This is a genomic window from Pseudoalteromonas sp. ABV4_021 (assembly GCF_056159365.1).
On record NZ_JBSWVB010000002.1, the window covers coordinates 618,639 to 637,586 of the forward strand.

General features: G+C 41.3%; 24 protein-coding genes. 11 read left to right on the forward strand and 13 right to left on the reverse strand.

The window, feature by feature from the left end; genetic code table 11:
• Positions 1 to 104: 104 nt before the first annotated feature.
• Together ACXAFE_RS17070 and ACXAFE_RS17075 are read right to left on the reverse strand one after the other, a co-directional pair.
• Positions 105 to 314 carry a helix-turn-helix transcriptional regulator gene (locus tag ACXAFE_RS17070; RefSeq protein ID WP_475155318.1) on the reverse strand — a complete coding sequence of 70 codons (210 nt, stop codon included), beginning with the start codon at positions 312 to 314 and terminating at the stop codon, positions 105 to 107.
• Positions 307 to 558 (reverse strand): hypothetical protein, encoded by a 252-nt coding sequence (locus ACXAFE_RS17075; protein ID WP_475155321.1) that lies wholly within the window; start codon positions 556 to 558, stop codon positions 307 to 309. The genes ACXAFE_RS17070 and ACXAFE_RS17075 overlap by 8 nt, the downstream gene beginning before the upstream one ends.
• Positions 559 to 657: 99 nt before the next feature.
• On the opposite strand from ACXAFE_RS17075, the gene ACXAFE_RS17080 reads away from it, so the two are divergent.
• From ACXAFE_RS17080 to ACXAFE_RS17090, 3 genes are read left to right on the forward strand one after another with little or no spacing between them, the layout of a single operon-like run.
• Positions 658 to 954: a hypothetical protein gene (locus ACXAFE_RS17080; RefSeq protein WP_475155324.1), complete on the forward strand. Its 297-nt coding sequence runs from the start codon at positions 658 to 660 to the stop codon at positions 952 to 954.
• Position 955: 1 nt separating this feature from the next.
• Positions 956 to 2,560, forward strand: a complete 1,605-nt coding sequence (locus ACXAFE_RS17085; RefSeq protein WP_475155327.1) for a PepSY-associated TM helix domain-containing protein — start codon at positions 956 to 958, stop codon at positions 2,558 to 2,560.
• Positions 2,557 to 2,922 carry a DUF3325 family protein gene (locus tag ACXAFE_RS17090; protein ID WP_475155330.1) on the forward strand — a complete coding sequence of 122 codons (366 nt, stop codon included), beginning with the start codon at positions 2,557 to 2,559 and terminating at the stop codon, positions 2,920 to 2,922. Before ACXAFE_RS17085 ends, ACXAFE_RS17090 begins: the two co-directional genes overlap by 4 nt.
• An 80-nt stretch (positions 2,923 to 3,002) precedes the next feature.
• Here the strand turns inward: ACXAFE_RS17090 and ACXAFE_RS17095 are convergent, their stop codons facing one another.
• From ACXAFE_RS17095 to ACXAFE_RS17105, 3 genes are all read right to left on the reverse strand, one after another.
• Positions 3,003 to 3,860 carry an alpha/beta hydrolase gene (locus ACXAFE_RS17095; protein ID WP_475155333.1) on the reverse strand — a complete coding sequence of 286 codons (858 nt, stop codon included), beginning with the start codon at positions 3,858 to 3,860 and terminating at the stop codon, positions 3,003 to 3,005.
• Positions 3,861 to 3,930: 70 nt separating this feature from the next.
• Positions 3,931 to 4,314: a hypothetical protein gene (locus ACXAFE_RS17100; RefSeq protein WP_475155336.1), complete on the reverse strand. Its 384-nt coding sequence runs from the start codon at positions 4,312 to 4,314 to the stop codon at positions 3,931 to 3,933.
• Positions 4,311 to 4,676, reverse strand: coding sequence for a hypothetical protein (locus tag ACXAFE_RS17105; RefSeq protein ID WP_475155341.1), 366 nt, complete (start codon positions 4,674 to 4,676; stop codon positions 4,311 to 4,313). The genes ACXAFE_RS17100 and ACXAFE_RS17105 overlap by 4 nt, the downstream gene beginning before the upstream one ends.
• Positions 4,677 to 4,838: 162 nt before the next feature.
• On the opposite strand from ACXAFE_RS17105, the gene ACXAFE_RS17110 reads away from it, so the two are divergent.
• Positions 4,839 to 5,939, forward strand: a complete 1,101-nt coding sequence (locus ACXAFE_RS17110; protein WP_475155345.1) for a c-type cytochrome — start codon at positions 4,839 to 4,841, stop codon at positions 5,937 to 5,939.
• Positions 5,940 to 6,030: 91 nt separating this feature from the next.
• Here ACXAFE_RS17110 and ACXAFE_RS17115 read toward each other — a convergent pair whose 3' ends face one another.
• The gene (locus tag ACXAFE_RS17115) at positions 6,031 to 6,402 is read right to left on the reverse strand and encodes a DUF2750 domain-containing protein (protein ID WP_010559495.1); all 372 of its coding nucleotides are present in this window, start codon (positions 6,400 to 6,402) and stop codon (positions 6,031 to 6,033) included.
• 195 nt (positions 6,403 to 6,597) lie between these two features.
• Here ACXAFE_RS17115 and ACXAFE_RS17120 point away from each other — a divergent pair, with 195 nt between their 5' ends.
• Positions 6,598 to 7,284: a tellurite resistance TerB family protein gene (locus ACXAFE_RS17120; protein WP_475155354.1), complete on the forward strand. Its 687-nt coding sequence runs from the start codon at positions 6,598 to 6,600 to the stop codon at positions 7,282 to 7,284.
• Between the two features lie 47 nt (positions 7,285 to 7,331).
• On the opposite strand, the gene ACXAFE_RS17125 is transcribed toward ACXAFE_RS17120, so the two are convergent.
• The 3 genes from ACXAFE_RS17125 to ACXAFE_RS17135 form a co-directional block, all read right to left on the reverse strand.
• Positions 7,332 to 7,904 carry a YSC84-related protein gene (locus ACXAFE_RS17125; protein WP_475155360.1) on the reverse strand — a complete coding sequence of 191 codons (573 nt, stop codon included), beginning with the start codon at positions 7,902 to 7,904 and terminating at the stop codon, positions 7,332 to 7,334.
• A gap of 171 nt (positions 7,905 to 8,075) precedes the next feature.
• Complete coding sequence (locus ACXAFE_RS17130; protein WP_475155368.1) at positions 8,076 to 8,309, reverse strand: hypothetical protein; 234 nt, start codon at positions 8,307 to 8,309, stop codon at positions 8,076 to 8,078.
• Between the two features lie 282 nt (positions 8,310 to 8,591).
• The gene (locus ACXAFE_RS17135; protein ID WP_475155374.1) at positions 8,592 to 9,509 is read right to left on the reverse strand and encodes a LysR family transcriptional regulator; all 918 of its coding nucleotides are present in this window, start codon (positions 9,507 to 9,509) and stop codon (positions 8,592 to 8,594) included.
• A 109-nt stretch (positions 9,510 to 9,618) separates the two neighbouring features.
• Here ACXAFE_RS17135 and chrA point away from each other — a divergent pair, with 109 nt between their 5' ends.
• Positions 9,619 to 10,764: a chromate efflux transporter gene (gene chrA / locus ACXAFE_RS17140; RefSeq protein WP_475155378.1), complete on the forward strand. Its 1,146-nt coding sequence runs from the start codon at positions 9,619 to 9,621 to the stop codon at positions 10,762 to 10,764.
• 83 nt (positions 10,765 to 10,847) lie between these two features.
• Positions 10,848 to 11,183: a DUF5522 domain-containing protein gene (locus ACXAFE_RS17145; RefSeq protein ID WP_475155380.1), complete on the forward strand. Its 336-nt coding sequence runs from the start codon at positions 10,848 to 10,850 to the stop codon at positions 11,181 to 11,183.
• Between the two features lie 100 nt (positions 11,184 to 11,283).
• On the opposite strand, the gene ACXAFE_RS17150 is transcribed toward ACXAFE_RS17145, so the two are convergent.
• Entirely contained in the window at positions 11,284 to 11,532 is a 249-nt protein-coding gene (locus ACXAFE_RS17150) for a DUF3297 family protein (protein WP_010559502.1), read from the reverse strand.
• Positions 11,533 to 12,046: 514 nt separating this feature from the next.
• Between ACXAFE_RS17150 and ACXAFE_RS17155 the strand changes: the two genes are divergently transcribed.
• On the forward strand, positions 12,047 to 12,439 hold the full coding sequence (locus ACXAFE_RS17155; protein ID WP_100914889.1) for a hypothetical protein: 393 nt from the start codon (positions 12,047 to 12,049) through the stop codon (positions 12,437 to 12,439).
• Between the two features lie 55 nt (positions 12,440 to 12,494).
• Here ACXAFE_RS17155 and ACXAFE_RS17160 read toward each other — a convergent pair whose 3' ends face one another.
• A complete protein-coding gene (locus ACXAFE_RS17160) occupies positions 12,495 to 13,337 on the reverse strand; it encodes a Tim44 domain-containing protein (protein ID WP_475155385.1) in 843 nt (280 codons plus the stop codon).
• Between the two features lie 186 nt (positions 13,338 to 13,523).
• The gene (arsH, locus tag ACXAFE_RS17165) at positions 13,524 to 14,234 is read right to left on the reverse strand and encodes an arsenical resistance protein ArsH (protein ID WP_475155388.1); all 711 of its coding nucleotides are present in this window, start codon (positions 14,232 to 14,234) and stop codon (positions 13,524 to 13,526) included.
• 125 nt (positions 14,235 to 14,359) lie between these two features.
• Between arsH and sigZ the strand changes: the two genes are divergently transcribed.
• Positions 14,360 to 14,926 (forward strand): RNA polymerase sigma factor SigZ, encoded by a 567-nt coding sequence (gene sigZ, locus ACXAFE_RS17170; protein ID WP_475155390.1) that lies wholly within the window; start codon positions 14,360 to 14,362, stop codon positions 14,924 to 14,926.
• Between the two features lie 32 nt (positions 14,927 to 14,958).
• Positions 14,959 to 15,459: an NlpC/P60 family protein gene (locus tag ACXAFE_RS17175; RefSeq protein WP_475155396.1), complete on the forward strand. Its 501-nt coding sequence runs from the start codon at positions 14,959 to 14,961 to the stop codon at positions 15,457 to 15,459.
• Between the two features lie 99 nt (positions 15,460 to 15,558).
• On the opposite strand, the gene ACXAFE_RS17180 is transcribed toward ACXAFE_RS17175, so the two are convergent.
• Complete coding sequence (locus ACXAFE_RS17180) at positions 15,559 to 18,063, reverse strand: S8 family serine peptidase (RefSeq protein WP_475155400.1); 2,505 nt, start codon at positions 18,061 to 18,063, stop codon at positions 15,559 to 15,561.
• Between the two features lie 397 nt (positions 18,064 to 18,460).
• Here ACXAFE_RS17180 and ACXAFE_RS17185 point away from each other — a divergent pair, with 397 nt between their 5' ends.
• On the forward strand, positions 18,461 to 18,943 hold the full coding sequence (locus ACXAFE_RS17185) for a curlin subunit CsgB (RefSeq protein ID WP_054979285.1): 483 nt from the start codon (positions 18,461 to 18,463) through the stop codon (positions 18,941 to 18,943).
• Positions 18,944 to 18,948 lie beyond the last annotated feature (5 nt).

Below are 18,948 nucleotides of genomic sequence, written 5' to 3' on the forward strand. Positions count from 1 at the left end.
TTGATTAGCCTTTATTTTTTTATTTTTATCCTAATCTAAAACGTAATTTATGTCAGTGTTTATTATGACTAATTTGCATATTTAATGCGCAACTTAGTCGCTCGTTACTGATACTGAAACACGCTTTCTAGTGGCAAATTAAACACAGCAGCAATTTTAAACGCGACCTCAAGCGAGGGGGAGTACTTGGCAGCTTCAATTGCCATAACGGTTTGGCGCGTAACGCCTACGCGTTCGGCTAATTCTTTTTGCGTCATTTCGCCATTCATAAAACGCAGCATTTTAATTTGATTAGTAATTTGAAGCTCAGCCATATACTGCACTCATTCGGCCTTTAACCAGCTGCATTATATAGTTAACTGCCTCCGACACAATAAACGACACAACCATAATATGCAGCGCTAAAAATGGCAGTTGATACCCTTTAGCTGGCAGCCAATTTTGCGCCTCAGCAGTGTACTGAAAAATAGCAATGCATACACCGGCTTGCAGCACCCAAAAGGCATGCTTATTGGTTAAGTGATAGTATTTTTTATACCAAGCTCCATCACACAACAAATAATTACGCTCTTATCGCATCAAACACCTCCCCCATATTTATAATAAAAACAATAACTGTTATCATTTGCTGTCTCTAATTTTATTTCTCGTTTATTTATGGAACATGTTTCGTCAAAAAGCAGTTTTAAAAAGGAAATCTGCTACCGTATTTTAATTTCCGCATTTTTAGGCTATGCACTAACCATTTCGGTCAGTGTTTTAATTTCTTATCTCTTGCCTCTTTCACAAAAAGACGCTGTTGCTGCGAGCTCAATGCTGAGTTTTGCGCTTTATACGGGTTACATCATGTACGTATTTTCAGCAAAACGTTATCGCAGTGTTTTCATTTATAGCTTGTTAGTGCTTGCTGTTAGCGCTCTGGCAAATACGCTTTTATTTTGGCTGAGAGGTTAATATGAAAAGTGGATTTCGCCAGTCTATGGCATGGCTTCATACCTGGACCGGCATTTTAGTAAGCTGGCTGCTTTATTTTATTTTTGTTACCGGCACTTTAGGTTATTTCGACAGTGAAATTGATGCATGGATGGCACCTGAATTACCAAAGAACACCGCCAATATTGAAACGTCGTTAACAACCGCGCAAACCCATTTGCAGCAATACGGGCAAGATGCCAAAGAGTGGCGTATTTATTTACCTCTCACTCGTAGCGAACCGCATTTATGGTTAAACTATCAACAAAAAAATGACGAAGATAAACTAACACGCGTTAGTAAAACTCTAAATGGCGAAACAGGCGAAGTACTTGAGCACCGTAAAACGGGTGGCGGGCAAGCCTTATATCGCATGCATTATCGGTTGCATTACTTGCCTACCCGCTTTGCTTATTATCTAGTGGGTATTTTCACCATGTTTATGTTGCTTGGCTTAGTTACTGGCATTGTGGTACATAAAAAAATCTTTAAAGAGTTTTTTACGTTTCGCTCAAATAAAGGTGCTACATCTTGGTTAGATGGGCATAATTTAATGAGTGTTGTGAGCTTGCCGTTTCATTTAATGATTACCTACTCTGGCTTAATCATGTTTATGTTCACCTATGTGCCGTTTGTTATGAACGCAAGCTACGGCTTGGGTGAACAAGGCAAAAAGCAATTTTTTGATGAGTATTATCAACGCGGTGCACCGAATGATGCAGCTGGAATACCTGCGGCCCAATTACCACTGCCTGTACTTTATCAAAAAGCGCAAGATGTATTAACGCAGCATAACGATACACGACAAAGTTACGCGATGCGTATTTATCACCCTAACGATTTAAACAGCTTAGCGGTATTTTCCCTTGAGCAAACCTCACCAAGTGATGATGGTGCAAAACTTATTTTGCACACCACTAATGGTGCAACTTACGCATATACACCACAGTTTGGAGGCACGCGTCATGTTCAATCTATCTTTTTAGAGTTGCATGAAGGTATTTTCGCAAGCTTGCCAATACGCTGGTTGTACTTTTTAACGGGGTTAACGGGCTGCGCCATGATTGCCTCTGGTATGGTACTTTGGACGACAAAACGCCGCAAAAAAGCGCTCTCAAACCCTGCTGGTTTACCATTTAGTTTTAAACTAACCGAAGGGTTAAACATAGGTACAGTGGTCGGATTGCCCGCCGCCATTGCCGTTTATTTTATTGCGAACCGTTTGTTGCCTATAGAAATGGCATCGCGCGCTAATTGGGAAATGCACTGCTTGTTTATAACTTGGTTAGTGTTTTTGCTGCATGCGTGTAAGCATTCTTGGCAAAATCGCAGCGCTGTTGCTTGGTACCAGCAATGGCTTATGGCTGCCACTTTATTTGCGCTAGTACCAATTACCAACAGCCTAACCACCGAGCGCGGTTTAATTACCAGTATCAAGCAAAACGATTGGGGGTTTGCTGGTTTTGATTTAGTTAATCTTGGTGCTTCTGTGCTTTGTATGTGTATTGCAATACTTGTGAAAAAACACCGTTTAGTAAACGCTGAAACAGCACCAAGTAAAAGACCACGGCGTGAGGTAGCTGCATGATTTTATTAATTTCAAGCTTATTGATTTATCAGGCGCTTTGCTTATTTATGTTGGCGATGCCCAAATACACCAAAGCGCTCGGTCGTGAATTCAAACCGTCGTCTCAACAAAGCACAGGGTATCGCCTCGGTGCGTGGCTTTTAATCGCTTTGAGTGTCACTGCGTTAACACTAGAAAATGGTTTTTCAAACGCGCTTGTGTTGCTTTGTGGCTTAGTTACTGTGCTTGCGTGTTTATTAAGTGTGCTATTTGAAAAAAAGCCTTTTTACGCGGTAGTGCCAGTTATTCCAAACAAGCAACCTTTAAGCGCAGTGTTTGCATTAATACTGGGGCTAGAACTAACCGGGTGGTACTTTATATAACTCGTACTTGGGTTTTCAGACCGCCTAAGCGTGCCTTTAAATGCGCTTAACGCAGCATAATAAAGGCACCTTTAACCCAATTAAGGACTGGTTAACGTATTACTTGCAACTAAACTTGCGCCGCGATTCTTTCTGATATGCGCTAATAATCGCTGCTGATTCTTGGGAAATTCGTCGGTAAAGGTGCGCGCGTGGCGGCAACCGTTAAATTGCCAAAATTGGCTGTTATCGCCAGCTACTTGATAGAGCGCCTTGCCACGAGTAATAGGGATCAATCTATCATCATTACAATGGGCAATAATGGTATCAATATTCACAATTTGTTTAATATTACTGGCAGGTGAGCGTTCATCACTCACAAGCGCAGGAATACGACTACTAAACCACTTTGCAATTGGTACATTTGCTACTACATCTCGCGCAAGATTTTGATAACTGTCAAAGCTTGAATCAATTACTAACAGGTCGAAATAACGCTCAAGTTTGCTTTTAGCCAAACCATCAAGGGCAATCGCACCCCCCATTGACGTGGCAACAATCACTTTATGTTGATGGGCAAGACCGTGACTAATTTCAAACACAGTTTGTGCGTCTAATGCTAAGTTTTCACGGGTCGGTTTGCCGTTTGATAAGCCGTAACCGGAATAATCAACCAGCATCACATCGTAACCCTCATCAACCAGCCATACTACCTTTTCAACGGTTTGCGATAAATTGCCACGGTTGCCATGAAAGTGAATAACAAGCCCTTGAGGATTGTCGCTCAAATGGTGTTGTAAATGTAACGTGTTGCCCGAGCGAGAGCGAATAAAACTGTCTTTCACTGGGTGTGAGAAGTCGTCTTTTGAAAAGACAATTTTGTCGTTTGGACTATATAGAAAATAGTTACTGCTGCATCCTTGCAAGAAAAGTAGTGCGCCAAGTATTAACCACTTCATACACACCTCTTAAACTGTGTTGATGTAGTTAGTTTTACGCGCCGCTAAGTTTGTTGGTTCACTTTGAACGTTATTTATCCACGTTAATGCTGCGTGGTGCGCCAAGTAAAATGCCTAAATGGCACACACACACCGAGAAAAACGCGCTTAAACCAAGGGCGCCGCCGTAATCTTTAATAAACGGCACCAAGTTCTCAAACAATAATGAAAACAGTACCGCCGCAATTACCTGAGTATAAATGCCAAAGCGCTTAGGTGCGCTCATGCCAACAAAGGTGCTGCCAAAAAACACTAAACTATATAGCGCAACATCCCATTGCACGGTGTAAAAAAACAAATAAGCAATAATCGAAAGCGAAGTGGATGCTCTTATACCATCAAACCGATTGCGCTTGGCAAGTAAATAGGTGGCAAGTGAACCAAACAGTGAAATAAGCATTAAATCTAGGCTCATAACACACCTTTAATCAATACAAACAAAGCACTACAAGTGAATGCGATTCCACCTAATCTGCCGCCAAACCCTTCAAATAAACTAATGCTTTTTATATACAAAAATGTGCCAATCAGGGCGACACATATTAGTTCCCACAATGAAGTAATGGCTGCAGTAGAGCACATTCCGGCAAAACAGCCTGTATAAATTGCAGCATAAGGGTGATGTTTAAACTCGGTTTTAAACGGGATAAAGCTGCCAATAAGTGCAGGAAACGTCGCCGCTAACACAATTGGTACTGCAAAAGAGGAATGCAGCACGTAGCAGCTGACACTGCCGAGCAAAAATAAACTATAGATAAGGGGAGTAAATAAGGTCATCACGGCTATTTTAATCAAAACACCGTTAGATAAATAGTCATACTTTTAGCCATATACAATAAACGTAAATACTTTCACATAATTGTTACTAAATTTGTTTTTCACTAGTAATAAAGCCACTGCCTGATACTCTGGATTTTGGGGCAAATTACAAGGAATTCCATGCTAACCTTTACTCAAAAAATCACCATTGCATGCTCAGCAATGCTGGCACTTGTGTCATTAAACAGTATTTCAGCTGAGCGCGAACTGCGTTCACCTCCACGCAAACTAACCACACAACAAGCCAAAGTTGCTGCTGCTAATTATCAAAAATATTGTGCGCTTTGCCACGGTGAAAACCGCGAAGGTCATAAAAACGATCACGCACCGTCACTTCGCAGTAAAAGCTTAATGGAATCAGGCATTGCCCATCAAATTTTACGACCAATGCAGTACGGACGTGTAGGTACAGCAATGGGTGGCTATTTAGATGAGGTTGGCGGTCCAATGACACTGGATGAAACCTGGGACCTCACCTATTGGCTATTTGAACAAGCGGGTTACGATCGCTTAAAAGTTACCACAAACCCTGTTCACGGCGATATTAAGCGAGGTGAGCAAGTTTACCAAAAAGAATGCGCTAGCTGTCATGGCGATAAAGGGCAAGGGATCACCGGCCCTGCCATAATGAACCAATCAGCGCTGGCTCATAATACCGATGAGTTTATTCGCTATGCCATTGAAAATGGAAGACAAGATACGCCAATGCAAGCGTTCAAAGACAAACTTTCAAGTGCTGATATCGACAATATTACCGCGTTTTTGCGCAGTAAGTCGCTCGGTTGGAAAGATGAAACACCAGTACTCAAAGCACTGCCTACGCCAGAAAATTACATCGTAAACAAAAACGGCGACGATCCAAACTTTGATTTAAAAGATGGCATGTATGTGCTGTCAAAAGACTTAAACAAAGCGCTTGAGGCCAAAAAACGCATGGTACTGCTCGATACGCGGGTTACATCTGTATGGCAAACTGCACACATTGAAGGGGCGATTCCTTTCCCCTACTACGCAGATTTAGATGAAACTGTGGCTGGTATTCCAAAAGACGTACAAATTGTTGCCTATTGTTCATGTCCGCGTGCGGCCGCCGATCACACGATTAATCGATTAAGGCAACGTGGTTATACCCGCACAGCTGTCTTGTGGGAAGGTATTTTTGGTTGGATGAATCAAGGCTACCCGGTAAGGCGTGGCGATATTGACGGCGTTAACGATTAACGCACTTAAAATTAAAAGTCGGCGTAAACTACGCCGACTTATTAAAGCAATTCACTTAGCCTGTGAATGCTGCTTGAAAATGGCTATAACGTTATGATTTAACTGGTTGAATGCTGGCAAGCGCTTGGCTAAAGTCAGTCACTTCAAGCTCAACAATATCGCCTTCTTCAGCCCAGTTTACACCCACAACAATATCATCATCTTTTAAATCTTCTAGCCAATAATCTAACCAGTCGTTAATTGAAATTTCGCTTGGTGTAAATGCTTGCCATTCCTGTACACAGTGTGTTTCGGCCAACGACTTGCTTGACCAAACAGGCATCACTTCTGCATTTTCAAAATTAGGAGAATCTAATACAACCCAATCTTCACTTTCTTTATCTTGCAGTGCCCACACTGATTGGCTTGTTTTACTTTGCGCTAAAAATTCCGCTAAGATTTCGCGTTGGTTGGTATCACTCATAGCATCTCCTACTGTCTGTGTTATGTGTGTGAGATTATACCTTTTATGTGACAAATTTATCGCATAGAAATGTAACCCACACATTTTAATTGCCGATTATCACAAAATGTTTGAATCACTTTGTAACAGTTCTGCTGTTCCTTTATTGCATCATTTTTTTTACTCTAATGAAAGTTATCAATTTAGGAGAAAGCAATGAAAGATCTACAAAAATTAGTTGGCAGCCTAAATAAATCAGGTGCATTAAGTGGTTTTTTAGGTGGTGTAGCAGGTGGCGGCTTAACCAGTTTGCTATCAGGTAAGAAGTCAAAAAAAGTGGGGAAGAAAGCGGTAAAGTATGGCGCACTGGCCGCCGTTGGCGGACTCGCTTGGAAAGCTTATCAACAATACAGCGAAAAAAGCAGCCAAACTCAGCAAGCCTCTGATAGGCAAGCGTTTGATAACGCAATGCAAAATCGTAGTAGCCAATACCGCGTTGAACCGACACATATGCAAGAACAAAGCTTTGATGCGGTTGTAGAAGACGAAACAGGTAACGGCCAGTTAATTTTAATGCGCGCCATGATCGCCGCTGCGTATGCCGATGGCCATATTGATGAAAATGAGCGCCAAACTATTTTCGCTCAAGTAGAGAAAATGGCACTAACAACGCAAGAAAAAGCCATGTTGTTTGATGAATTACGTGCGCCAATGAGCTTAAGTGAGCTAGTTGCAACCGTGCCTAACGCACAAACGGGCATTGAAGTGTATGCAGCAAGCGCCAGCGCAATTGATTTAAACCAAAGTGCATCACAGCAATATTTACAAACTTTAGCTAATCAACTGTGTTTACCGCGCGAATTAGTAAACAGTATTCATCATCAACTAAACCAAGCTAATTAGCGAGAGCAACAACTAAAAAACCAGAGTCACCTCTGGTTTTTTGGGTATTATTGCTTGTACGGCGTGTAATTGTATTTTTGCCCAGCAAGTGCTGCTTCGTACATAAAGCCGCCTTTTGCCAGCGTCATCACCGCCATGCCTTTACGGTATTTGGCTTTATTTTGCTTGGTGGAATTCGCATCGGTACCGACACTTGAACTAACGCCCGTAGAGCCTGCCTGCGCTTGAACCGCGGCGGTAATAGCAACTGCTGACGCCCCTGCACCAAATTCAAAATTGCCCGAGGTAAATTCATCAAACGCACGTTTGTCTTTTAAGAAAATGATTTGGCTGTAGGCTTGCCCGCCTGCTTGAAAGCCAACCGATAATTGACTAACACGTGTTTTACCCACCGCTTTGCCTTGCTTGTAAACCTGACCTTTACCAAAGGCAGCGCCTAACCCTAAGCCACCTTTACCAATGGTTGGAAATACCACATAGCCATAGGCACTATTAAAAAAGCGCTTGGTTTCGTGAGATTGTTTAAAATTTTGTAGCGTAGTTTGATATTCATCGGCACTGGCAAACGCACTGATGCTAACAAGTAGTAGTGACAGTATTGGTGTAAGAAACTTTCCCATATTCTCTCTCCTTTTACATGTTTAATTATCTTTGTAACTAACCGCGTATATACCTGTGCTGCACAAATGGCATGTTACGCACAAAAGCAGCACGTTTAATCGATACAAACATCGCCCTTTGTAGCAGGCGATTAAGGTTTGTTTGAATTCGGGTTAACTAAACAATTAAAACTAGTTAATCACTTTTTCGATTTTGCCTTTATAAAATGCGTATTTTGGCTTTTTAAAGCCGTTTCCCGTTGGCGTACCGCCACGTAACTTTGCAATTAACACGTTAAGGCCAATAAACATCATCATGGTTAGCCATAAAAATAACACTACTGGCAATAAGAATACGCCAAGCCCAATAGCGGCTAACAATGTTAATGTAAAAGATAGCTTATTTTGAAAAATTAAATTGCTCATAACTTTTTCCTTCTGTGGAGTGTGTATTGTTCAATTATTTCCCTTAATCCAAGCTTAACATTCAGCTGCTGTTTTATTTTTGTGCTATTTGAGCAAAATTTAATTATGGCGCCTGATCAGCTTCCTATTGTATTGCTCCTCATTGATGTGGGAAGGTAACTTTGCTGGAGTCCAAAAACGTTATCGGATACCTCACGTAATGTAGCGTTTCCACCTAGCCTTTTCCTTGTATCAAACCAAATCAAACGGCTTTAAAAAACCAACTTGAACCGCCAACGGGCCCTAACTTACGACTTGTTTCATAATTGAACGCAGCCAAATGTGCTTTTCGTTGGCCCGTGAACGTTTTAACCACAGCATAGAGATATCAAAATCCGGTACCTTAATAGGCGGTGTGACGCTTTGTAGCGCATCGTTTGGTAATGAGATTTCGGCCATGCGCTTTGGCACAATCGCGATAAGCTCTCGCTCTAACAGCAAACGCTGTACGGTTAAAAAATTACGACTAGCCACAGTCACCCTGCGTGTTAAACCATCTTCACTCAGCAAATTATCTACTTGAGTGGTTAAACTACCGTCGGGGCTGACAATTGCATGTTCAATATTGGCAAGAGTATGCTTTGTGATTGGCATAATGCGTTTAGCAAACTCTTTATTTAGCAAACACATGTGTTGCTCGCTATACAGTAACTCGCTTTCAAACGCATTATGTAAGTTCGGAATGCTGCCAATCACCAAATCGAGTGATTCTTGCTCACTAAGCTCACGGTAATTCACCCTATTTACGTTAACAAAACTAATTTGCGCATTAGGTGCTTGCGTTCTAATTAAATCGAAAATAGCCGGCGCAAAAATATACTCAGCGTAATCGGTTAAGCCGATTCGACAAACCCCTTGATAGGTTTTCGCATTAAAAGTGTCACGCTTTAGTACCTGCTGTTGCACTAATTGCAGCATCGACTCAATACTCGGATAAACCGCATGAGCAAAGTCTGTTGCCACCATTTTATGGCCCACTCGCACAAACAGTTCGTCATCAAGTAATGTCCGTAAGCGCGATAAACAGTGACTCATTGCCGATTGACTAACAAAGCTCTTTTCTGCCGCTAAGCTGACGCTTTCAAAGCGATACAAATACGAAAAAGCCACCAGCAGGTTTAAATCGACATTGCGCCATTTCGTTTCTTCAATCGAAACCATTAACCAATCCCATTTAATTCATATTCATTATAAATAATATTAATTGGATTAATTGTATCGCTTTTTTTAAGCTTTGCGCAGGTTTGATAACACAGATATTTATGCGCGTATGTTCAGTATTTTTAAAACGTTCTTTTTACTCGGCTGGGTCAGTTTCGGGGGACCTGCGGCCCATATTGGCTACTTTCGCCAAACCTTCGTCACTAAATATAAGTGGTTAAGTGATGAAGAGTACGGCCAACTGATTGCGCTTAGTCAGTTTTTACCCGGTCCCGGTTCAAGCCAAGTGGGCTTTGCATTAGGGTACAAACGTGCCGGTTTACAAGGTGCGATCGCAGCGTTTGTTGGCTTCACTCTGCCATCGGTGATTATTATGCTAGCGCTTGCAATCACCTCAAGTGCGCTGGTTAATAACAGTATTTTTGAAAGCATTGTTCACGGGTTAAAGCTACTCGCCGTTTTAGTAGTGGCAGACGCCACATGGGGAATGTTTAAAAACTTCTGTAAAGACACTAAAACCGTATTTTTGTGTATCACTACAGCGTGCGTATTGCTTGTAAGCCCTACCCTTAGTGCGCAATTTGCCGTGTTAATTGGCGCTGCGCTTATTGGCGCAGTTGCATTAAAAGGTAAAATACCGACGACACATCAGCAAACATTTAAACCTAGCCTAATACCATTGCTGTTGTTTATAGCCTTGTTACTTGGGCTGCCTTTAACTGCATCTTTGGCACCTGAAATAAGCCTATTTAATGACTTTTATCAGGCCGGTAGTTTGGTATTTGGCGGTGGTCATGTAGTACTGCCTTTACTGCAAAACATTGTTGGCGACCAATTATCACAAGACGCTTTTATAACAGGCTACGCAGCGGCGCAAGCAGTACCTGGGCCTATGTTTACCTTTGCTACCTATATTGGCTATGAACTATTTGATAATGCCCCAATTATCGGTGCGCTAATCGCTACCTTAGCGGTATTTTTACCAGGCTTTTTACTGTTACTAACGGTGCTAAAAGACTGGCAAGTACTTGCTAACAAACCAAGCGTAAGTGGTGCGCTTGCAGGCGTTAACGCCGCGGTTGTAGGATTGCTGATAGCGGCGCTTTATACGCCTATTTTCACAAGTGCGGTAAGTGCACCAAAAGATATCGCTTTGGTATTGATTGGCTTTTTAATTATGAAACAGTTAAAACTTCCTATTATTTGGTTAGTTGTTAGCTTTATGCTAGGCGGATTAGCGTTAAGCGCCATTTAGGCAGCAAAGGGTGCAAACGCCGCAAATTGAAATTTGCGTTAGTGTGGTATTTTACTTATGCTAACGCTTTTTTGCGCCAAATTATGAACTGTATTTCTTGCCAAGCCCCATTCAAATGCGAAAGCCAACAAGGCAGTTGTTGGTGTTTTTCGCTTCCCAATATTTTACCAGTCACTAAAGACGCCAATTGCTTATGTAAATCATGCTTAATCGATAAAATTAACGATGAACTAGCGCGTCTTTACGACACAAAATCAAATAGCGAATTAGTTACGCTTGCTGCGCAATATCAAAACCAGTTTCCTGTTGAAAAGTTAGATTATTATTTAAATGAAGACGGTTATCGTGTGATGACGAAATGGGCGCATTTAAAACGCGGTTATTGCTGTGGTAATGGCTGTAGGCATTGCGCTTACTAAACAACCTGAGTTTAGGCGTGTTGAAAAGCCCAGTAACTCAAAATCAATAAGCGATTGATCGCTGCTGGAAAAGCGCACCTAAAAAGGTGCACTTTTTAGTTTAACGGTAGAATGCTTCAACCGTACCTTTTGATTTAATAAGCATAGGTTGGCCGTAACGATCTAATGCTTTTGGCGCAGCAGTTTTAATCCAACCTTCACTGATGCAATACTCTTCAACGTCAGAGCGCTCTTTACCGTTGAAACGAATACCAATATCCAGCTTTAGCACTTCTTCAGAGTAGAATTTGCTGCGCGGGTTAATTGAAAGACGATCCGGTAACGCTGGTAAATCTGTTTTATCGTTCATAATTATTTCTTTATTACGTATTTAATTTGCGCCATTGTAGAAAATTGACCGTATACGCTCAATAGCAAAGCACTAAATTAATCGAGAATTGTAAAAAGCGTATTTTACCTTTACTAGGGCCTGTTGACCTTTCAAGTTCGTTTTTGCAGCAGTTTGATTGGGTTTTATACAAGGCAGAGGCTGCGTGGCATAGTTATTCTATGTGAGTCAGCCGATAACACAGTAGAAAAGCCAATAAAGCGCTGCCGAACGGTTCTTTTGAGCGCACTTTTCTCATTGTTGCTCGATATTCGCTTAGATTACTAGGCCACACATCGAGCGCCGCGATAAAAGCACGCTCAAAGAGAACAAAAATAGAACAGCAAAGATCAACAGACCCTAAAAAACGGTGTGGTAATAATCATTTACACAAAACAATTTGTTAGCAATGTGCTTTTGCTTCTATAGTAAACATATTGGTCAAATAATTTAAAACCTTAACGCGGCCAATAATTTGAAGTAAGGGAGTGTGCGTATGAGAAAACTCATTAAGAATAAATGTGTCTCGTTTTACTTACTAAAACCCGAAACCTACCTGTTTGGTAAACACCACTTTATTCGCAATAAAATTAAAGCCGCGGGCTTTAAGATAATCGGCAAACAGAAAATTCAACTCACCTTTTCGGATTTAATGGCACTTTACCCCAATTTAATGGCGCGCATTACTATGTCGCTACGCGTACCATTTTTAATGGATTTGGACATGTACTTTGTCGAAGGCGACAATGTGGTGCCACGCCTAAACGCGCTAAAATACGATATTAGGCAAGAATTATCTGGCGCAAAATTAGGTGGTTTTTTGCATACCCCAGATAGCCCAACAGAGCTACAACAACATTTATCTATACTGTTAAAAAATCAGTCTTAATAAACGTAAAAAAGCAGCCATTTGGCTGCTTTTTAGTCTTAAATTGTTCAGTAAATTACGCGGCGTTATCTTCAATGCCTACGATCACCCAAGGTGCATCTTGCTGTGACAAGCTGCGCTCCAGGTGCCAAATTTCATCAATTGGCTCTTCTTGCTTATCGCCTAAATCTCGGTATTTACCACGAAAACGTACACTGATTTCCCATAACATAGGTGATGTATCAGCACGTGCTAGTTCTGCGTCGATAAACATAACTTCAGTTGCTACTTCTTCAACCTCTGCTCGCTCTTGTTTTAGTTCAGCTAACAGTTGCTCACTTACGTACTCAGAAATCACCGTAAAGTCGTTATCATTCCACGCTTTTTGTAAAGTATGGTAGTGCTCACGAGCACCTTGCAAGAAGCCGTTTAAGTCAAAATTAATCGGTAAATTCATAGGTACCGATTGGCTTTGTTGTGCAAAGCCTTGATTGCTAAACTGTTGCGGCGCAGCCTGTGACGAGGGAGCGTGTTGCACTGGCGGCACGCCTGCAAACTGCGGTTGGCTTTGCGCCTTTTTCATCATAAATGCTTTAAATAACTTAAATAACACAAACGCAACCAGCGCAATAATAATGAAGTCCATAAATTGGAAACCTTCAAAATCGCCACCTAGCATTGCTGCAATTAAGCCACCGGCAAGTAAACCACCTAAAATGCCGCCCATTAAGCCTTTTTTAGAAGACTTTTTCGCCGGAAGCGTTGGGTTATTTGTATCAACTTGCTGTTTTTGTTGTGTTGTTGTGGTTTGTTTCGTTTTACCTTTGCTTTTGCTGCCAAACTTTTTACGTGCTTCAGCATCAAACGAAAAAGAAAACATTAACGCAACGAGTGCGAAAAACCATGCGAATTTTTTCATCAAATTTTTCCATATTATTAAGCTGCGAGCATTCTAAAAGCGGCACTTTTAGAGTCAATAGGTTAAACCAATATAAAGTGGTTAATTTTATTAAAAATTTCATTAAATTTTTTCTAAACAATAAATGCAAAGCTCACTATCTTGTGAGCTTTGCACTGATCGAATGAGTAGTTACCGAATGCCCTATCACCTTGGTGAGAGAATATGCGTTTCTAATTGTTGATTTAACTCATCGATATTTTGTTGGCTCGCCTTTCGTTCACTGTAACGGTCTAGCAATAACCCATCATGGTCACGCAGTAAAAATGTAAATCGCATTAGCTCTTCCATTACATCAACAATGCGGTCGCGAAAGCTCGAAGGGTTCATCACGCCCTGACTATCAAATTCTTGGTAAGCTTTTGCAATCGACGATTGATTAGCTATTGTAAACATGCGCATCCAGCGCCCTAACACGCGCATATTATTGAGGGCATTAAAGCTTTGCGAACCGCCTGTCACTTGCATTAGTGCAAGTGTTTTTCCCTGTGTTGGCCTACGTGCACCAGATGACAAAGGTAACCAATCAATCTGGTTTTTAAATACCGCAGACATATTGCCGTGAATTTCTGGAGAGCACCAAACCTGAGCTTCAGACCACAATGCGAGTTCTCGCAGTTCTTGCACTTTCGCATGTTCGGCCGACGCGTTATTATCAAATAACGGTAAGCCGGCGGGGTCAAACACTCTGACATGTGCCCCCATATATTCAAGTATACGAGCCGCTTCCAGTGTAGCGAACTTACTGTACGAATTTTCTCTTAACGAACCGTAAAGCATTAAAACCTTTGGTTTATGTGTGCTCATCTCTTTATTTTCAGGTGTTAAGGTGAATGTTTCGTTTTGTAAAAAAGACATAATTACTACCTAATTCAATTAATTTACACACGGTAAGACGCTTGGCTATTAAAAAAGACGAAATAAACTTCGTCTTTATATGAAAAATAACGTCTTATTTGTCACACTTTGTAGTAATGATAAAAATGGTAGTAACTGTCGTGAATATTGAAGAAATATGGCTTGAATATCAGCACGCATTAACGCGCTTTTTAAAAAAGAAGGTGGCGAACAGCGTTGATGTAGAAGACTTAATGCAAGAAATTTTTATTAAAACCCATAAAAACCTACATTTGCTAAATGATATTAGCAAACTCAAATCGTGGCTTTTTCAAATCGCTAATAACACGATTATTGATTTTTATCGTGCCCGCGGAAAACAACATGAAATAACTGATTCGCTTATAATTACTGATGACGAAGAGTCAGTACAGCAAGATTTAATCGATTGTTTAACGCCATTTATTCAACACTTACCTGAACCACAGCGCGCGTTGCTTATCGCGGTTGATTTAGAAAATGCCCAACAAAAAGTATTAGCAGAACACATGGGAATTCACTACTCCACGCTAAAATCGCGTGTACAAACAAGTCGAAAAGCCCTTAGAGAACTGTTTGACGAATGTTGCCATTTCGAATTTGATACTTTTGGTCGCGCTATTGATTATCAACGTAAATCATGTAACAACATAAAGCCAAAGCAATTAGAGTAAATCAGCGCATAACAAAAGGATATTGCATCAGTATGCTGTTACGCCAAAATACCGCCCCATTATTTTGCCTAACACTTTATTTAGGACTCGTTGCCTGTGCAAAATCCCCCTCAAACGCTACAGCACCTGTGCCAAATAACAAAGTAAACGAATCAAGTAATAACTCTGTGGCGAATGCGCTTTATCAACAGCTAGATGCTTGGCAAGGCGTGCCATACAAACTGGGGGGGACATCAAAAAAAGGTATTGATTGTTCGGCGTTCGTGCAAACGACCTATATTGACCGTTTTGGCTTTTTATTACCGCGCACTACCCTCAAACAAGCTGAATTTGGCAACAAAGTGAGTAAAACAGGCTTACAAGCGGGCGATTTAGTGTTTTTTAAAACAGGTTTTCGTACTTATCATGTTGGTATTTATATTGAAGATAATCAGTTTTTACATGCCTCTACCAGTCAAGGCGTTATTGTGTCGTCGTTAAAAAATAGCTATTGGCGAAGCGCTTTTTGGCAGGCTAAACGCATTAACTTTTAATAAAGCCCCTCAAGTCCAAATAAATAAAGAGTTACCGCACTTGCTTTAACATAAAGCGTACGGTAACTCTTATCGGTTAGATTATTAAATCACAATTGATTAATTGAAATTAACCGTTACTTCATTTGAGCAAACATCACCTGCCTGACAAACTTTATAGGTAAAGTTTGTTTCAGTTACGCCACGGCTAAAGTCACGATAAACACCCACGTTTTCTACTGTTTCATACAATTCACCATTACGGTAAACGTCTACAGTACCTTCTGTTGCGCCATCGATTAATAACTCAACGCGCATAAAGCCTGTACGCGATAAGTTTGCACGTTTCACATCAACCACAATATTGGCGTCTGAGATTTGGACATCTTTACTTGCAGTATCACTTAGGCCTTCTGCATCAGTTGTGGTTAACGACACGCTGTAACTACCCGCAGCCGCATACGCATGAACGGGGTTTGCTTCAGTTGATGTATTGCCATCACCGAAGTCCCACAGATACGACACAATATCATTGTTGCGATCACTACTTGCATTAGTGAACATCACATTGTAGCCATCACGCTCAAAGGTAAAATCAGCAACCGGTGCTACTGGCGCAACATCACCAATTGCACTGAAGGTTAACGACCAGCTGTCTAATGAGCCAGTGTCTGCGCTGTAGGTATCTTCAACATGTAGGGTCCAATCGCCAGCTGCATTTTCACCATTGAAAATAACTGCTTCATACGTTTGGTTAATATTGTCACTCGAACCGCCCGATTTATTGTGCAGTGTTGTCACAGTGCCTGTCGGTGAAGTAAGAGTAACAATTAAATCACCAATGTAGGTGTGAGTAATATTAACCGTCGCGAGTGTGTTAAAGATGGTGATTTCATCTGGCACAGTAATGACAGACGATACACCCGCTGGGTCATTGTCTGGAATTGATACTGCGTCGCTGTTGTCGTAAGTGAAATCAGCGAGCCCTTGTGGGTTAACATATAAACCAACTGTACTTGATTTCTCTAACGCGCCACTTTGACCTGTTACCGTGAAACTATAATCACCCCACTGCGTATCAGCGGCAGTAGGTACTGTTAGCGTAACGATCTGACCCGGTGTGGCAGTGTCAGTTGACAGTGCTGCACCAGCAATTGATGAGTCTAACGTAAGTGTTACTACGTCATCCCAATTAGCAACAGACGCAATTTCAAACTCATACGTTGCTGTTTGACCTGCTGTTACGGTTTGTGATGTTGGGCTTGTGATCAATCTAAATCCAGGCTCAGGATTAGACTGTTCAAGTGCGCTGTATACGTTTAGTCGTGTACCAGCAACTGTTTTACCTTGCAGTGCCGCGTTTGCGTCACCTGAGTTCATTAATAACTCTTTTAACTCTAATGCACTCAGCGTTGGGTTTAACGATAATACTAATGCTGCAGCACCCGCAACATGTGGTGTTGCCATTGACGTACCTGAGTAAGTTGCATAGCCATTACCTGGCACAGTAGACAAAATACTTGAACCTGGTGCGCCCATATCAACGCTTGTTAAACCCCACTGTGAGAAACTCGACATATTGTCAGAGTGATCAGTACTTGCTACAGCTAATACGCTGTCATGCTCGTAACTAGACGGGTAATGAGGGTTCGCGTCGTTATCTACCGCGTCGTTACCTGCCGCGGCAACAAATAAGATATCAGCTTGTTCAGATGCTGTGATCGCGTCAGATAGCGCTTGGCTAAAGCCACCGCCACCCCAGCTGTTATTTAGTACCTTGATATCGACACCAGCATTTTTTAAGCCAACCATGTAGTTGATACACTTAATTGCATCTGAAGTTGAACCCGTACCCTGTGCTGATAAGAACTTACAACCAACCATAGACACAGTGTGGTTAACACCCACTACACCTTGGCTATTGTTACCCGTTGCACCAATTGTGCCGGCAACGTGCGTACCGTGACCTTGGTCATCCATTGGGTCGCCCACATCGGTGATTGCATTAATACCGTGAATATCGTCAATGTAGCCATTGCCATCGTTATCGATGCCATCGCCTGCGATTTCATTTGGGTTAACCCACGCATTGGCTTGAATGTCTTCATGTGTATGGTCAACACCGGTATCGATAATGCCCACGACAACGTCGCGACTACCGGTTGAGATATCCCACGCTTCTGGTGCATCAATATCGGCATCATTGGTGCCACCGGTTTGACCTGTGTTGTGAAGGCCCCATAAATCACTGAACTGTGGATCATCAGGTTGTGCATTAATCGACACAATATGATCAGGCTCTACATAGTCTACAGCTGGGTGATTTTGCAGTTTTGATATTGCGCCTTTTACATCGTTATCGTTCAACGTGTATTGCGCCATACGACCTTTAAGAATGTGGTTATAACGATCATCTATTTCATCAAGGTTTGCATCTGAAATAGTCGCTGCTACAAGTTTACGTGCAGCTGCTTTATCTGCTGCGCGAGCATGTTGTTTGTACACAACAATAACTGAATTATTTTTGTAACCATCAGCGCTTTTAACCGCTGGTGTCGTTATTGCTGATGCGCTTGCAACCAAAGGAAGCAAAGCAAGTGAAATTGCAGAAAGTTTCGCTTTCATTATTGAAATTCCATTTTTTTATAAAATGTACGCTCGACAATCGAGCACCTATCTCAACAACTCATCAATCTAAATTTTTAAGCAACCTTTTTATCAAACACAGTTCCCAACAAAGGCGCAAGCGTTAATATAAATAAAAACTGATAAAACCTTTAACAAGCTGATTTTTATTGGAATTAATTTCTTTTAGCTATTTTTAATCAATTAAATATGACTGTTTTATGACTAGCACTTTTTTGGTAGCTGGCCTTTCACAAATATTTAAAACCACCGTAAAAAACAACATAAGTTATTGTTTATTAGCTGAAATTCAAGAAGCACAAATTTGGCTGATAGCGCTCGCTTTCGTAAAAATAGTAATTTAATCGCTGTCGTGTTCTTACTCTAAAGCTCTGTGATGAAAGCAAAACTCTGTAAAACTCAATCTGGTATATGCAAATCGTTAGGTACGGTTTTGTGTACCTCTGTATTTTACTTAGCAGCGCTTAGTAATTCTCACTTAGCATTAGCGAAGGACCTACAAGAATCTCCTCTCTCTCTCAGTCTAAATACTTCCCTGCAATACCGAGTAGGTGCGCAACAGCATCAAGTGGTTATCACTCAGTACGGGATTTTAAACAAAGCAACAGTTAATCAAATAAACGAAACGTCCAATCAAGCGCATGTTACCCAATACGGTACTAACAACGAAGCTGCGTTGTTTCAGTATGGCGCAAATAACGTTGTAAACCTGTTACAACAAGGAAATAACAACCAAGCACATATACTGCAACAAGGCGACGGCAATACCGCCAATATCTCTCAAGCTGGCGAACAAACCTTTACAGTTCAGCAAATAGGTAACGGTATTGAAGTGAATGTGACGTTTTACAAGCAATAATTTTA

What these genes read in the sequence shown, in the direction of transcription:
- ACXAFE_RS17070 (WP_475155318.1), bottom strand. Translation starts at nt 314, where the DNA reads ATGGCTGAGCTTCAAATTACTAATCAAATTAAAATGCTGCGTTTTATG.
- ACXAFE_RS17080 (WP_475155324.1), top strand. Translation starts at nt 658, where the DNA reads ATGGAACATGTTTCGTCAAAAAGCAGTTTTAAAAAGGAAATCTGCTAC.
- ACXAFE_RS17085 (WP_475155327.1), top strand. Translation starts at nt 956, where the DNA reads ATGAAAAGTGGATTTCGCCAGTCTATGGCATGGCTTCATACCTGGACC.
- ACXAFE_RS17090 (WP_475155330.1), top strand. Translation starts at nt 2,557, where the DNA reads ATGATTTTATTAATTTCAAGCTTATTGATTTATCAGGCGCTTTGCTTA.
- ACXAFE_RS17095 (WP_475155333.1), bottom strand. Translation starts at nt 3,860, where the DNA reads ATGAAGTGGTTAATACTTGGCGCACTACTTTTCTTGCAAGGATGCAGC.
- ACXAFE_RS17100 (WP_475155336.1), bottom strand. Translation starts at nt 4,314, where the DNA reads ATGAGCCTAGATTTAATGCTTATTTCACTGTTTGGTTCACTTGCCACC.
- ACXAFE_RS17105 (WP_475155341.1), bottom strand. Translation starts at nt 4,676, where the DNA reads ATGACCTTATTTACTCCCCTTATCTATAGTTTATTTTTGCTCGGCAGT.
- ACXAFE_RS17110 (WP_475155345.1), top strand. Translation starts at nt 4,839, where the DNA reads ATGCTAACCTTTACTCAAAAAATCACCATTGCATGCTCAGCAATGCTG.
- ACXAFE_RS17115 (WP_010559495.1), bottom strand. Translation starts at nt 6,402, where the DNA reads ATGAGTGATACCAACCAACGCGAAATCTTAGCGGAATTTTTAGCGCAA.
- ACXAFE_RS17120 (WP_475155354.1), top strand. Translation starts at nt 6,598, where the DNA reads ATGAAAGATCTACAAAAATTAGTTGGCAGCCTAAATAAATCAGGTGCA.
- ACXAFE_RS17125 (WP_475155360.1), bottom strand. Translation starts at nt 7,904, where the DNA reads ATGGGAAAGTTTCTTACACCAATACTGTCACTACTACTTGTTAGCATC.
- ACXAFE_RS17130 (WP_475155368.1), bottom strand. Translation starts at nt 8,309, where the DNA reads ATGAGCAATTTAATTTTTCAAAATAAGCTATCTTTTACATTAACATTG.
- ACXAFE_RS17135 (WP_475155374.1), bottom strand. Translation starts at nt 9,509, where the DNA reads ATGGTTTCGATTGAAGAAACGAAATGGCGCAATGTCGATTTAAACCTG.
- chrA (WP_475155378.1), top strand. Translation starts at nt 9,619, where the DNA reads ATGTTCAGTATTTTTAAAACGTTCTTTTTACTCGGCTGGGTCAGTTTC.
- ACXAFE_RS17145 (WP_475155380.1), top strand. Translation starts at nt 10,848, where the DNA reads ATGAACTGTATTTCTTGCCAAGCCCCATTCAAATGCGAAAGCCAACAA.
- ACXAFE_RS17150 (WP_010559502.1), bottom strand. Translation starts at nt 11,532, where the DNA reads ATGAACGATAAAACAGATTTACCAGCGTTACCGGATCGTCTTTCAATT.
- ACXAFE_RS17155 (WP_100914889.1), top strand. Translation starts at nt 12,047, where the DNA reads ATGAGAAAACTCATTAAGAATAAATGTGTCTCGTTTTACTTACTAAAA.
- ACXAFE_RS17160 (WP_475155385.1), bottom strand. Translation starts at nt 13,337, where the DNA reads ATGAAAAAATTCGCATGGTTTTTCGCACTCGTTGCGTTAATGTTTTCT.
- arsH (WP_475155388.1), bottom strand. Translation starts at nt 14,234, where the DNA reads ATGTCTTTTTTACAAAACGAAACATTCACCTTAACACCTGAAAATAAA.
- sigZ (WP_475155390.1), top strand. Translation starts at nt 14,360, where the DNA reads ATGGTAGTAACTGTCGTGAATATTGAAGAAATATGGCTTGAATATCAG.
- ACXAFE_RS17175 (WP_475155396.1), top strand. Translation starts at nt 14,959, where the DNA reads ATGCTGTTACGCCAAAATACCGCCCCATTATTTTGCCTAACACTTTAT.
- ACXAFE_RS17180 (WP_475155400.1), bottom strand. Translation starts at nt 18,063, where the DNA reads ATGAAAGCGAAACTTTCTGCAATTTCACTTGCTTTGCTTCCTTTGGTT.
- ACXAFE_RS17185 (WP_054979285.1), top strand. Translation starts at nt 18,461, where the DNA reads ATGAAAGCAAAACTCTGTAAAACTCAATCTGGTATATGCAAATCGTTA.